At 67.2% G+C, this 12886-nt stretch carries 12 protein-coding genes and 1 pseudogene; 11 read left to right on the top strand and 2 right to left on the bottom strand.

Annotated features, from left to right (window positions below):
- Positions 1-123 precede the first annotated feature (123 nt).
- From BLU62_RS11200 to BLU62_RS11185, 4 genes and pseudogenes are all read left to right on the top strand, one after another.
- Positions 124-1773, top strand: coding sequence for a DAK2 domain-containing protein (locus tag BLU62_RS11200; RefSeq protein ID WP_074849620.1), 1650 nt, complete (start codon positions 124-126; stop codon positions 1771-1773).
- A pseudogene (gene recG, locus BLU62_RS11195) lies at positions 1770-4024 on the top strand (ATP-dependent DNA helicase RecG). Before BLU62_RS11200 ends, recG begins: the two are co-directional and overlap by 4 nt.
- A gap of 281 nt (positions 4025-4305) precedes the next feature.
- The gene (locus BLU62_RS11190) at positions 4306-5091 is read left to right on the top strand and encodes an HNH endonuclease family protein (protein WP_074849618.1); all 786 of its coding nucleotides are present in this window, start codon (positions 4306-4308) and stop codon (positions 5089-5091) included.
- Between the two features lie 105 nt (positions 5092-5196).
- Positions 5197-5709, top strand: a complete 513-nt coding sequence (locus BLU62_RS11185; RefSeq protein ID WP_310951472.1) for an ester cyclase — start codon at positions 5197-5199, stop codon at positions 5707-5709.
- A gap of 1 nt (position 5710) precedes the next feature.
- On the opposite strand, the gene BLU62_RS11180 is transcribed toward BLU62_RS11185, so the two are convergent.
- Both BLU62_RS11180 and BLU62_RS11175 read right to left on the bottom strand, forming a co-directional pair.
- Entirely contained in the window at positions 5711-6049 is a 339-nt protein-coding gene (locus BLU62_RS11180) for a DMT family transporter (RefSeq protein WP_074849614.1), read from the bottom strand.
- Positions 6050-6151: 102 nt separating this feature from the next.
- Positions 6152-6367 carry a hypothetical protein gene (locus tag BLU62_RS11175; RefSeq protein WP_074849612.1) on the bottom strand — a complete coding sequence of 72 codons (216 nt, stop codon included), beginning with the start codon at positions 6365-6367 and terminating at the stop codon, positions 6152-6154.
- Positions 6368-6632: 265 nt separating this feature from the next.
- On the opposite strand from BLU62_RS11175, the gene BLU62_RS11170 reads away from it, so the two are divergent.
- Genes BLU62_RS11170 through octT form a run of 7 tightly spaced genes read left to right on the top strand, consistent with a single transcriptional unit; the run spans position 6633 to position 12859 of the window.
- On the top strand, positions 6633-7916 hold the full coding sequence (locus BLU62_RS11170; protein ID WP_074849610.1) for a glutamate-5-semialdehyde dehydrogenase: 1284 nt from the start codon (positions 6633-6635) through the stop codon (positions 7914-7916).
- Positions 7916-8839, top strand: coding sequence for an AAA family ATPase (locus tag BLU62_RS11165; RefSeq protein ID WP_074849608.1), 924 nt, complete (start codon positions 7916-7918; stop codon positions 8837-8839). The genes BLU62_RS11170 and BLU62_RS11165 overlap by 1 nt, the downstream gene beginning before the upstream one ends.
- Positions 8839-10230, top strand: coding sequence for a vWA domain-containing protein (locus BLU62_RS11160; RefSeq protein ID WP_074849606.1), 1392 nt, complete (start codon positions 8839-8841; stop codon positions 10228-10230). The genes BLU62_RS11165 and BLU62_RS11160 overlap by 1 nt, the downstream gene beginning before the upstream one ends.
- 30 nt (positions 10231-10260) lie before the next feature.
- Positions 10261-11022 carry a nicotinate-nucleotide adenylyltransferase gene (gene nadD, locus BLU62_RS11155; RefSeq protein ID WP_074849605.1) on the top strand — a complete coding sequence of 254 codons (762 nt, stop codon included), beginning with the start codon at positions 10261-10263 and terminating at the stop codon, positions 11020-11022.
- Between the two features lie 18 nt (positions 11023-11040).
- Entirely contained in the window at positions 11041-11403 is a 363-nt protein-coding gene (rsfS, locus tag BLU62_RS11150) for a ribosome silencing factor (RefSeq protein ID WP_074849603.1), read from the top strand.
- Positions 11400-12113, top strand: a complete 714-nt coding sequence (locus BLU62_RS11145) for a histidine phosphatase family protein (RefSeq protein WP_074849601.1) — start codon at positions 11400-11402, stop codon at positions 12111-12113. The genes rsfS and BLU62_RS11145 overlap by 4 nt, the downstream gene beginning before the upstream one ends.
- 38 nt (positions 12114-12151) lie before the next feature.
- Positions 12152-12859, top strand: a complete 708-nt coding sequence (octT, locus tag BLU62_RS11140) for a diglucosylglycerate octanoyltransferase (protein WP_074852836.1) — start codon at positions 12152-12154, stop codon at positions 12857-12859.
- Positions 12860-12886: the final 27 nt, after the last annotated feature.

Here is a 12886-nt window from a genome sequence, read left to right as displayed (position 1 = left end):
ACACGGACGTCACCTGGGCGTCGGGCATGCCGAGTAACCTTGCACACATCCTTCCGTCCCGTCCCGTCGGCCGGCGACGCGAACCCGTCGTATGCCCACGTCAGAGCGAGAAAGAGTCACCGCGTGATCGCCCGCAACATCAATCCGCAGCTGCTGCGCGACTGGGCTCGTGTCTGCGTCGACCAGCTCGAGGAGTTACGGGGCGAGATCAACGATCTCAACGTTTTCCCGATCCCCGATTCGGACACCGGCAGCAACATGCTGTTCACCATGCGTGCGGCTGCCGAGGCCGCATACGCGACGCCCGACGACGCGTCGTTGCCGCAGGTCGCCCGCGCGATGGCCGATGGTGCGGTGGCGCAGGCGCGCGGTAACTCGGGCATCATCCTGTCGCAGGTCCTCGTCGGCCTGGCCGATGGAGCCGAGATCCTCGGTGACACGGACTCCCTGACCTTCGGCGACCTGGCATCACTCGGACTGCGCCTGGGATCGCTGGCGGCGACCCGTGCGGTCAGCGAACCCCGGGAGGGCACGGTGCTGACCCTGGTGCGTGTGGCCGCCGAGTCGGCCGCGGCCCACGAGAAGGAGACCGCCGCCGACATCGTCCGGGCCATCGCCGACGACTGCGCCGAGGCGCTCGAACGCACCCCGGAGCAGTTGGCGGTCCTCGCCTCCGCGGGAGTCGTCGACGCCGGCGGCCGAGGCTTCCTGGTGATCGTGGACGGGATGGTCCGGGTGATCACCGGTGTGGCCAACCGCCGCCGCCGCTACCGCGGCATCCTGACCGACAGCGCGACCCTGGGACATGGCGTCGACGACAGTTGCGCCGACGGCAGTGACCAGGACTTCGAGGTCATGTACCTGCTCGACGGTGCGGCCGGCGAACAGATCGCCGAACTCCGACGGCAGCTCGACGACCTCGGCGACGCAGTGGTCATCGTCGGCGACAGCTCGAGCGGCGAGGGTGAGCGGTTCTCCGTCCACGTCCACACGTGCGAGCCCGGTGCCGCGGTCGAGGCGGGCGCCGGGCTCGGCCGGCTGTCGGACATCCGCATCAGCTGTTTCGCCCTCGATGCCATTCGCGCACAGGTCGATTCGAACGATCCGCCGCCGCGACACAAGCGTGCGGTGGTGGCGGTCGCGCTCGGTGAGGGTGCCGCCGAGCTCTTCGCCGAGGCCGGGGCGACCGTGCTGCGCGGCGACGACGGTGTGACCGCACAGGCATTGGGGCAGGCGATCCGCGACACCGACAGCGCCCATGTGGTGGTGATGGCCAACGGCACGTTGAGTTCTCAGGATCTCGTCACCGTCACCACCGAGGTGCGGTCGACGCAGCGTTCGGTGCTGATGCTCCCGACGTCGTCGATGACCCAGTGCCTGGCCGCGTTGGCGGTGCACGATCCGAGTGAGGTCCCGGACATCGACGCGTATGCGATGGCCGAGGCAGCCGCCGGTGCGCGGTGGGGGTCGCTGCAGCTGGCGACCACCAAGATGATGACGCTGGCCGGGATGTCCGACGTCGGCGACGTCCTCGGGCTCATCGGCGACGACGTCCTGGCGGTGGCGCCGGACCAGACCTCCGCGGGGACCGCGCTCATCGACCTGATGCTCGCGACCGGAGGTGAGCTGGTGACCGTACTCGCCGGAACCGATGTCGACGAGGACGCGCTGGAGGCCGTGGGGGAGCAGATGCGCCGCAGTTACCCCGGTATCGAACTCGCGGTCTACCGCACCGGACAGAGCAGCGACCTTCTCCAGGTGGGTGTGGAGTGACCGAACTGGCGCTGGCGGATTCGCTGTCGGACGTGCTCGGCCCCAAACCCGCCGAGAAGCTGGCCGGGCTCGGCGTGACCACCGTCGGGGAACTGCTGCGTTACACGCCGCGGCGGTACATCCGCCGTGGTCTCGTGGCCGACCATCAGCGACCCGAACCGGGGGAATGGCTGACCATCGTCGGCCGGATCACCAAGTCCGACCTGATCCAGATGAAGAGTCGTCGCGGCCAGTTCCTCAAGGTCAAGGTCACCGACGACAACGAGGTCTACGAGGCCAGCTTCTTCAACCCGAAGTACATCAGGCACCAACTGCGCCCCGGTGCACGGGTGATGATGGCCGGCACGGTCAAGTACTTCCGCGAGCAGATCCAGCTGTCGCATCCCGAGTGGATGATCCTGCCCGACGGTGATCCCGAGATCGACCACGTCGTCGGTTCCAAGATGCTGACCGAGATGTACGCGATCGAGGAGGAGGTCACCCGGGAGCACAGCGGTGCGCATCCGCTGGTCGCGATGTTCGACCGGGAGATCCTGCCGATGTACCCGGCCACCAAAGAGGTACAGACCTGGGACATCCTGGGCGCGGTCCGGCGGGTCCTGGACCACTGCGCGCCGATCCCCGATGCGCTGACCGATGCGCAGCGTCGCGAACGCGGACTGGTCTCGACCGACGAGGCGATCCGCAAGATCCATCTGCCCGACTCCGAGGACGATGTGAAGGTCGCCTCCCATCGGCTGAAATTCGATGAGGCGCTGGCCATTCAGACCGTGCTCGCCCAGCGTCGGCTCGCCGGGCGCAGTGAGTCGGCGCCCCCGTGTCCGCATGTGCCCGGCGGTCTCGAGGACAAGCTGCGGGAGCGTCTTCCGTTCACCCTCACCGAGGGGCAGCTCGCCGTGGGGAGGAGCTCGCCGAGGATCTGGCTCGTGCGCAACCGATGTCGCGGCTGCTACAGGGCGAGGTCGGTTCCGGTAAGACCCTCGTCTCGCTGCTGGCGATGCTGCGGGTCGTCGACAACGGCTACCAGTGCGCGATTCTCGCTCCGACCGAAGTGCTTGCCGCGCAGCATCATCGAACGATGAGGAAGATGCTCGGCGATCTCGCCGAGGGTGGTGAGCTGACCGCCGCCGAGGGGGCCACCCGGATCGCGCTGCTGACCGGATCGATGAAGACGAAGGGTCGGCGCGAGACGCTGCTCGACGTGGTGACCGGAACGGCGGGCATCGTCATCGGTACGCACGCCCTGCTGGAGGAGAAGGTCGAGTTCTTCGATCTCGGCCTCGTGGTGATCGACGAACAGCACCGGTTCGGTGTCGAGCAACGTGATGTGCTGCGCAACAAGGGACGCGACGGACGTATCCCGCACTTTCTGGTGATGACCGCGACCCCGATCCCGCGCACGGTCGCGATGACGGCCTTCGGCGACCTCGAGACGTCGGTCCTGCGTGAACTCCCGCGCGGCCGTCAGCCGATCTCGACGTCGGTGGTGCCGATGGGCCGGAAGAACTGGGTCGACCGGGTGTGGTCGCGAGCCAACGAGGAGATCGACGCCGGCCGGCAGGTCTACGTCGTGTGTTCGCGCATCGGCGACGACGACTCGCCAGAACCCGCGCCGGAACCCGAGGAGCAGAAGGGCCCCAAGACCACCTCGGTCGTCGAACTGTACGAGACGCTGGTCGAGGGACCGTTCGCCCACCGACGGGTCGAGATGCTGCACGGCCGTCTGGCTCCCGATGAGAAGAACGCGGTCATGGACGCGTTCGGTCGCGGCGAGGTCGATGTCCTGGTGTCCACCACCGTGATCGAGGTCGGTGTCGACGTGCCCAACGCGACCACGATGGTGATCGTCGACGCCGAACGGTTCGGTGTGAGTCAGCTCCACCAGCTCCGCGGCCGTGTCGGTCGTGGGCAGCATGCGGGGTTGTGTCTGCTGATGACCAACAGCAACGAGATCTCGCAGTCCATGCAGCGGCTGCGCGCGGTGGCCGGGTCGAACGACGGTTTCGAACTCGCCCGCGTCGACCTCGAACAACGCCGCGAAGGTGACCTGCTGGGTTCGTTGCAGTCCGGCGTCAACACCTCGCTGCGGTTCCTGTCTCTCCTCGAGGACGTCGAAGTCATCGAGGACGCACGCGGACTCGCCGAGGACGTGATGAGCGAGGACATCACGCTCCTGCACCACCGCCCGCTGGCGGACCTCGTCGACGGGATCCTGGTTCCGCAGAAGATCGCGTATCTCGACAAGTCCTGAGCTCGCTCCCTGATCCGAAGGAACGCGACGCACCCAACTCCGCTGCCTGACACCGGTCGACGTCAAACCCGACCCGCAGACGTTGATCGACGTCTGCCGGTCGAGTTGAGGTTCGGCAGTCGGGAACCGGAGGTGTGAGGAGCGTCAGCACCGCCACCCGCGCTCCCTGAGGTGTGAGGAGCGATAGCGACGAGCCTCGAAGGGCTCGCGAGGTAAATCGTTGCGCGGTAACAAGTGTCGAATTCGTGGAACCGTGCCTGCGTTCGCTGCGTCGAATATGCATGGTCCTCCACGACGCGGCGTTCCGATCCCCGACGCTGCGGCGACTCCGCATGCGCGTGCGGTGGATCTCCTGGAACGGGGCGACGTCAGGCTGGTCGGCGAGGCAGTGGTGGCTGCTGGTGTTCGCGGTCGTCACGGCGATCGTGGTCGCGGTGGGCTCCGGTGGGTTCGGTTCGCCTTCGGAGGTCGATCCGCGCGTCCAGGCGATGGCGCGAGAGGCGTTGGCGCACTTGGCCTCGATCCCGGTGTACCCGCAGCGTCCCGACCGCGACGACTACGACCGAAGCGCGTTCGGTGCCGCCTGGACTGACGCGGTGGCGGTGACCGGTGGTGGCAACGGGTGTGACACCCGTAACGACATCCTGGCCCGCGATCTCCAGGACATCAGGGCTGGGCCGGTGTCGAGTTGTCCGAAAGCGGTTCTGGAGGGGGAGTTCCGGAGTCCGTACAGCGGCGAGTTCCTCGTGTTCCGGCGTGATCGCGGGGCGTCGAGTGTGCAGATCGATCACATCGTGCCGCTTGCTTACGCCTGGGACATGGGTGCGTGGTCGTGGGAACTGCGCCGCCGGTTGGACTTCGCCAACGACCCCGCCAATCTCGTCGCGGTCGACGGGGCGTCGAACCAGGACAAGAGCGACGCCGAACCGGGCCGGTGGATGCCGCGGGCGCGTGGCTTCTGGTGCCAGTACGCGATTCAGTTCGTGATGGTCAGCGCGACATACGGGTTGACGATCGACGCACGTTCGCGTGAGGTGCTGGCCGATGCACTGCGACGCGGGTTCTGACGACGCGGACGGTTACCCGTTGCTTGTCGGCTTCGGGCGGTGGATGCTTGAAGTCGAGTCGGGGGTGCTGGGACTCGAATCCTTCCGGAGGTCACCATGACCCACATGTCCGATCCGGTCAGCACCGCTGTCCGGGCGATGACCGCGATCGGCAGCGGAACGCGTGCCGACGTCGAGGCTGTCACCCACCCCGACAACGTGAATCGGGAGGCGATCAACGAACCGCCGGCATGCCGAGGGCGGGGGCCCGACGCGACGTGGGCGACTGCGATCTGGCTCCGCGCCGCTTTCTCGAACCTTCGTCACACTCCGCACGACGTGGTGGCCGACGGAGATCTCGTCGTGATCCACGCGACCATGTCGGGCAAGCAGACAGGTCCTTTCGTCACTTACGACGAGAAGGCCAGGATCGCACAGGTTTTCGCGCCGACCGGACGGGACTTCGCCGTGACCCAGACGCATTGGTTCCGGTTACGGGACGGTCTGTGCATCGAGCACTGGGCGAATCGCGATGACCTGGGGATGGGGCAGCAATTGGGATGGGTGCCGCCGACGCCGCTCTATCTGCTGCGATGCGCGAGGGCGAAGCGGACTGCGCTCCGAGCGGAGAGGACGTGACTCAGGCAGCTTCGCCACCGGAAGCGTTGTGCAGCAAATTCAATCCCACGACGCCGATCAGGATGAGGAAGATGCACCCCAACCTGGCGAGGCCGGCCGGTTCGCGGAGGAACAGCATGCCGTAGATCGAGGTGCCGACGGCGCCGATGCCGACCCATACCGCGTAGGTGGTGCCCAGCGGAATGGATCGGATCGCATACGCGACGCCGGCCATGCTGGTGACGACGCCCACGACGAAGATGACGGTGGGCCACAACCTGGTGAACGTGTCGGACTTCTCCAGCGCCGCCATGTAAACGATCTCGATCAACCCGGCGATCACCAGCACAACCCACGGCACGTCCCGACACTCCTCACAAACCCGTCACCACATTCGTTCGTCACCCTAAGGGCGGTGGCGCCCGTCCGCTGATCGGAACGGCACGGGAGGGAGGGGACGTGATCAGCAAGTGCCGATGAGGCGGGCGACGATTCCGCGTGCGCCGACCCAGAAGGCCATCGCGCCGAACGTGGCCGCAGTCAGCGAGCCCGCTAGTACCCCCATCGACGCCCATGTGGCCGACTCCCGCCCGACTTCGGGAACGTGCGACGCAGCGATGAACAGCATCAGGCATCCGATGACGAATGCACCCGCGCGTACGGCTGACGAAGTGCCCACGCGCCGGATGCGCTCGAAGGCATGTGAAAGAAAGGCATGTGAAAAACCGGTCATCGAATCTTCTCCCCGCGGCAGAAACGACAGCTGCCTCCACGTCGGAGTACAGCGAATTCAAAATAGCAAAGTCTGATGCGCGATCTGAATGGAGCGTGAGAGGGCCCACATATCCCTTTGGGGACGAATCGCCCACAGCGTTACTCTTGAGAACGGCATATCTCCCGCGGCGGCCTCGTCGCGGCGACCACCCGCGAAGTCGAGGATGTTGATGAGCGCACCCACCGCAGAGCCCTCTGTCTCAACTGGCGAGTCCGACACCGAGAAGGTTGTCCTCGGGCTCGCGAGGGCGGCGAAATCGGCGTCCCGCTCGCTGGGCGGCCTGACGACGGCGGACAAGAACGAGGTCCTGCTCGCGGCTGCCGACGCCATCGAGGCCGCCACGGAGACGATCCTCGCAGCCAACGCCGAGGACATCGCGCGTGCCGAGGAAGCGGACACCGAGGCGAGCCTGCTCGATCGCCTGCGTCTCGATTCCTCGCGCGTCGTCGGCATCGCCAACGGTCTGCGTCAGGTCGCGGTCCTGCCGGACCCGATCGGGGAGATCGTCGCCGGCAAGACCCTGCCCAACGGACTGCAGCTTCGACAGCTGCGGGTCCCGCTCGGCGTCGTCGGCATCGTCTACGAAGCGCGCCCCAACGTCACGGTCGACGCCTTCGGTATCGCCTTCAAGTCGGGTAACGCGGTGCTGCTCCGCGGTTCGTCGTCGGCCGCGTCGTCGAACGCCGAACTCGTACGCGTCCTGCGGGAGACCCTGTCCTCGAAGGGGGTCAGCGCCGACGCGGTGTCGTTGTTGCCCAGTACGGACCGTTCGAGCGTCACTGCTCTCATCCGAGCGCGCGGTCTCGTCGACGTCGTGATCCCGCGAGGTGGTGCCGGCCTGATCGAGGCCGTCGTCTCCAACGCGACCGTCCCGACCATCGAGACCGGCGTCGGCAACTGCCACGTCTATGTGCACGCGCTCGCCGACCTCGATGTCGCCGTCCGTGTGATCCTCAACTCCAAGACCCGCCGGCCGAGTGTCTGCAACACCGCCGAGACGGTCCTCATCGACAAGGCGGTCGCGGCCGACGCGCTTCCCCGCATCACCCAGGTGCTGCAGTCGCAGGGCGTCGTGATCCACGGCGACGAACCCGGCATGGAACCGGCCACCGAGGACGACTGGACCAGGGAATACCTGTCGATGGACATCGCGATGAAGGTGGTCGACGGCCTCGAGGCCGCGGTCTCCCACATCGACACCTACGGCACCGGGCACACCGAGGCGATCATCACGACCGACCTCGCCGCCGCGGACGAGTTCACCCGCCGCGTGGACGCCGCAGCCGTCATGGTCAACGCCTCGACCGCGTTCACCGACGGTGAGCAGTTCGGTTTCGGTGCCGAGATCGGCATCTCCACCCAGAAGCTGCATGCCCGCGGCCCGATGGGCCTGCCCGAACTGACCTCCACCAAGTGGCTGGTCTGGGGCAACGGCCACGTTCGGCCGGCGTGATGACAAGCCCCACGGAGTACACCGGGTCCGGTCCGCAGGTCGTCCCGTCGTTCACCTCGGTCGACGACGTCGTCACAAGGCTGCGTGAGACCGGCTACCTCGCCGACGACGCGACCGCGACATCGACCTTCCTCGCCGACCGGTTGGGCAAGCCGCTGCTCGTCGAGGGGCCCGCAGGCGTCGGCAAGACCGAACTGGCCAAGTCGATCGCCGCGGCCACGGACGCCGAATTCGTCCGCCTCCAGTGCTACGAGGGCATCGACGAGGCCCGCGCGCTGTACGAGTGGAACCACGCCAAGCAGATCCTGCACATCCAGGCGACGGGAAACCGCGCGTGGGATGAGGCGAAGACCGACATCTTCTCTGACGAGTTCCTGCTGCCGCGTCCGCTGCTGAAGGCGATCTCCCGGGAGGGCTCGACCGTGCTGCTGATCGACGAGGTCGACAAGGCCGACGTCGACATGGAAGGTCTGCTCCTCGAGGTGCTCAGCGACTTCGCGATCACCATCCCCGAGATGGGAACCGTTGCCGCGCAGCGTCGTCCGATCGTGCTGCTCACCTCGAACGCCACGCGGGAACTGTCCGAGGCGCTCAAGCGTCGCTGCCTGTACCTCTACATCGACTTCCCCGACGCCGAGCGGGAGAAGGAGATCCTCGCGTCGCGGGTGCCGAATCTGTCGGCGTCGCTGAGTGCGGAACTGGTGCGCATCGTCGGTGTGCTGCGGACGCTGGACATCCGCAAGAAGCCCTCGGTGGCCGAGACGATCGACTGGGCCAACACGCTGCTCGCGCTCGGTGCGGGCGAGCAGGCCGACACCAAGACCAGCGGTCTCGACGACGGACTCATCGCGCGCACCCTCGGCGTGGTGCTCAAGCATCGGCCCGACCTGAAGACGGCTCTCAAAGAACTCAAGCTGGGCTGATGACGGCTCCGCTCGTCGCGCACCTCACCGATTTCGTCGATGAGCTGCGTCGTCGTGGGATCGTCGTCGGGCCGTCGGCCCTGATCGACGCGGCGAGTGCGATGGAGGTGCTTGACCTACTCGAGCGCTCGCGACTCCGTGAGGGGCTGGCGACGACGCTGCTCGTCGACAATGCGCATCGCGGTGTCTTCGACCGCGTCTTCGACCTGTGGTTCCCCGTCGGCGCGGGAATGCGCACCGTCACCGAGGACCTCCCGCGCGACGAGGACGGAAACCTCGACGTCGAGGCGGTGCGGGACGCGCTCGCCGAGATGCTTGCCGACGACGCGGCGGCCAGTGACGGCCGGCTCGAGCAGGCGATCGCGATGATCGTCGACGAGCTGGGGCGCTACGGGTCGACCAAGGGCGAGGCCTTCTCGGCGTATCAGGCGATCTCCGCGGTCAGTCCGCAGACGCTGATCGCCAAGATCGCCGCGGCGATGGCCGGTGGCGAGGGCGACGGTGGCCGGCCGGGTACCGAACCGCTGTATCGGCAGGCCGCACGTCAGAAAGCGGCCGACCTGCGGGCGGCGATCGAGCGCGAGACGCAGCGGCGGATGGCCGATCGCAACGGTCGTGACAAGGTCGGCGCGTACGCGGTGCCGCCGCTGCCGGAGAACGTCAACTTCCTTTCCGCCGGCGCCAAGGAGCAGGTGGAGATCCGCAAGACCATCGAACCCCTCGCACGGTTGCTGGCGGCGAAGCTCGAGACGCGGCGTCGTCGTGCCCATCGTGGCGCGGTCGACGTGCGCAAGACGCTACGTGCGTCCATGTCGACCGGCGGTGTCCCGATCGAGCTCAGCCACCGCAAGCCGCGTCCGGGCCGCCCGGAACTGATCGTCATCTGTGATGTGTCGGGATCGGTAGCCGGCTTCAGCCAGTTCACGCTGCGGCTGGTATATGCGCTGCGCCAACAGTTCTCGAAGGTGCGGGTGTTCGCGTTCGTCGACACCGTCGACGAGGTCACCGACTTCTTCGACCACGGCGAAGAGGATTTCGGCGCGGCGATGCACCACATGATCTCGACCGCGCGGATCTCCACGCGCGACGGACATTCGGACTACGGGAACATGCTCGCCGGGTTCGTCGCCGACTACGGCGAGACGCTCACTCATCGGGGCGCGCTGCTGGTGCTCGGCGACGGCCGCAACAACTACCACGACGCGCACGTCGACGCGCTTGCGGAACTGGTGGAACGTGGCCGCCACGCGTACTGGCTGAACCCCGAGGCCAAGGAGCACTGGGGGACCGGCGACTCGGTTGCCACCGATTACGCGGAGGTCATCGACATGTTCGAATGCCGCAATGCGACGCAGCTCGGAACCGTCATCGCCGACCTGCTGCCGATCTGATCCCCGAGCCACCGCGTAGACTGACCGTCCATGTCAACCGACCGCCGTCGTGCGCGCCGTATCGGCGTGATGGGTGGCACGTTCGACCCGATCCACAACGGGCACCTCGTGGCGGCGAGTGAAGTCGCGCATCGTTTCCACCTGGACGAGGTGATCTTCGTCCCGACGGGGCGTCCGTGGCAGAAGCTCGGCGAGCACACGATGGTCAGTCCGCCCGAGGACCGGTACCTGATGACGGTCATCGCGACGGCGTCGAATCCGCAGTTCAGCGTGAGTCGCGTCGACGTCGACCGCGAGGGTGACACCTACACCGTCGACACGTTGCGCGACCTACGGAAGCAGTTGCCCGACGCCCAGCTGTACTTCATCACCGGGGCCGATGCGCTGGAGTCGATCCTGTCGTGGCAGGACTGGGAAGAACTCTTCGAACTCGCGAAGTTCGTGGGGGTGAGCCGGCCGGGGTATGAGCTCGACGCCACGCATCTGGCCCAGCACCTCGCGCAGATGCCCGACGACACGCTACACCTGCTGGAGATCCCGGCGCTGGCGATCTCGTCGACCGAATGCCGCACGCGAGCGGCGAAGGGGCGGCCGGTCTGGTACCTGGTGCCCGACGGCGTCGTGCAGTACATAGCCAAGAGGAAGCTGTATCGTGCGCCTCGGGCGTCATCGCCTGGTGTGGCCGCGCCGGGAGCGGAGCGAGCGGGCGGAAGAGAACCTGCGCCGGGAGCGGAGCGAGCGGGCGGAAGAGAACCTGCGCCGGGAGCGTCTGCGGCCTCGGCCGGTAAGTGAATTTTCGAGAGGACTTGTGTGACTGCGTCAGCTGAAGCGTTGGAGATGGCCAAGGTGGCTGCTCTGGCGGCCGCGGAGAAGCTCGCCCATGAGGTGACCGTGATCGATGTGTCGGAACAGTTGGTGATCACCGACGCATTCGTCATCGCGTCGGCGGACAACGAGCGGCAGGTCAATTCGATCGTCGACGAGGTCGAGGACAAGCTGCGGGAGGCCGGGCACAAGCCGCTGCGTCGTGAGGGCACCCGTGAGGGGCGTTGGGCGCTGCTCGATTACGCCGACATCGTCGTGCACATCCAGCACACCGACGAGCGTCGCTTCTACGCGCTCGAGAGTCTGTGGAAGGACTGCCCGGTCGTCGAGGTCGAAGGACTTTCGTGAGCGGGGGTCCCGATACCCACGACACCTCGGTCGAGCGTCTGACGCCGGTCGTCCGGCGCCTGATCTTGTTGCGCCACGGGCAGACCGAGTACAACGCGGGCAGCCGTATGCAGGGCCAGCTCGACACCGATCTCTCCGAGCTCGGTGTGCGGCAGGCGAGTTCGGCTGCGGTCGAACTCGCCAAACGGCAGCCGCTGGCGATCTGGTCGTCGGATCTCAAGCGCGCCCGCGACACCGCGGAGGCACTGGCCCAGCGGACCGGTCAGTCGGTGACAACCGATGTGCGCCTTCGCGAGACGCATCTGGGCGAGTGGCAGGGCCTCACGCATCTCGACGTCGACGAGGTGATGCCGGGTGCGCGTAAAGTGTGGCGCGACGACGCGACGTGGACGCCGCCGGGCGGCGAGAGCCGCGTCGACGTGGCGAAGCGTTCCACCCTGCTGGTGGACGAACTGATCGAGCAGCTGCCGGACTGGGGTGTCGGTGACAACCCCGAGGCGCCGGTGGTGCTGGTGGCTCACGGTGGGGTGATCGCGGCGATGACCGCGGCCCTGCTCGGACTGCCGGTGGACAACTGGCCGGTCTTCGGTGGTCTCGCGAACACCAGCTGGGTGCAGCTGTCGGGTCACGGTAAGCCCGGCGACCTTCCGCGCTGGCGGCTCGACGTGTGGAATGCGTCGGCCGAGGACTCGGATCCCGCCGTTCAGTGACCGACGTGAAGGGCGGTGCCCCCGCGGGGGAGCGCTGCATGATGGTCCTGTCCGATTCGCTGGCCTACTACGGCCCGGTCGGCGGGCTGCCCGCGAACGATCCACGGATCTGGCCGTCGCTGGTCGGCGCCGATGTGGGCCTGCCGGTGAAGCTGTTCGGCCGGATCGGCTGGACGAGCCGTGACGTGTGGTGGGCACTGACCCAGGACCCGAACATCTGGGCCACCGTCCCGCACACCGACGTCGTCGTGCTGGCGTTCGGCGGGATGGACACGTTGCCGTCGCCGCTGCCGACCGCGCTGCGCGAACAGATCCGCTACGTGCGGCCGAATCGACTGCGGCAGTTGGTGCGTGACGCGTACTCATGGGTGCAGCCGCGTGGGGCGCGGCTGGGATGGCCGCTGGCGTTGCCGCCGAAGGTGACCGTCGAATACCTGGACAAGATCCGGGACGCGCTGACCCAGCTCCGCCCGGATCTGCCGATCGTCATGTGTCTGCCGCCGACGCATCGCAGCCCGTACTACGGCTACGTGCACACGGGCCGGATTCCGACGACGGCGGCGATCGCGCGGTGGGCGGAGCAACACGGGCTGCCCTGTGTCGACTTCTATCCGGCGACCCGGGACGCCTTCGAGGACCCGGCGGCGGAGATGAACCCGGACGGCATCCACTGGGGCTTCTCGTGTCATCGTCAGATCGCCGATCTGGTGGTGCCGGTGGTCGAGACGAGCCGGGCGACCCGGTAGTCGACGGACGTCTCGATCCCGTGTGAG

Source organism: Gordonia westfalica (assembly GCF_900105725.1).
Lineage (GTDB): Bacteria > Actinomycetota > Actinomycetes > Mycobacteriales > Mycobacteriaceae > Gordonia > Gordonia westfalica.
This window is presented reverse-complemented; position numbering and strand designations above follow the sequence as displayed.

Coding starts and splice junctions, on each gene's coding strand:
- BLU62_RS11190 (WP_074849618.1), top strand. CDS start 4,306: ATGGTCCTCCACGACGCGGCGTTCCGATCCCCGACGCTGCGGCGACTC.
- BLU62_RS11185 (WP_310951472.1), top strand. CDS start 5,197: ATGTCCGATCCGGTCAGCACCGCTGTCCGGGCGATGACCGCGATCGGC.
- BLU62_RS11170 (WP_074849610.1), top strand. CDS start 6,633: ATGAGCGCACCCACCGCAGAGCCCTCTGTCTCAACTGGCGAGTCCGAC.
- BLU62_RS11165 (WP_074849608.1), top strand. CDS start 7,916: ATGACAAGCCCCACGGAGTACACCGGGTCCGGTCCGCAGGTCGTCCCG.
- BLU62_RS11160 (WP_074849606.1), top strand. CDS start 8,839: ATGACGGCTCCGCTCGTCGCGCACCTCACCGATTTCGTCGATGAGCTG.
- nadD (WP_074849605.1), top strand. CDS start 10,261: ATGTCAACCGACCGCCGTCGTGCGCGCCGTATCGGCGTGATGGGTGGC.
- octT (WP_074852836.1), top strand. CDS start 12,152: ATGATGGTCCTGTCCGATTCGCTGGCCTACTACGGCCCGGTCGGCGGG.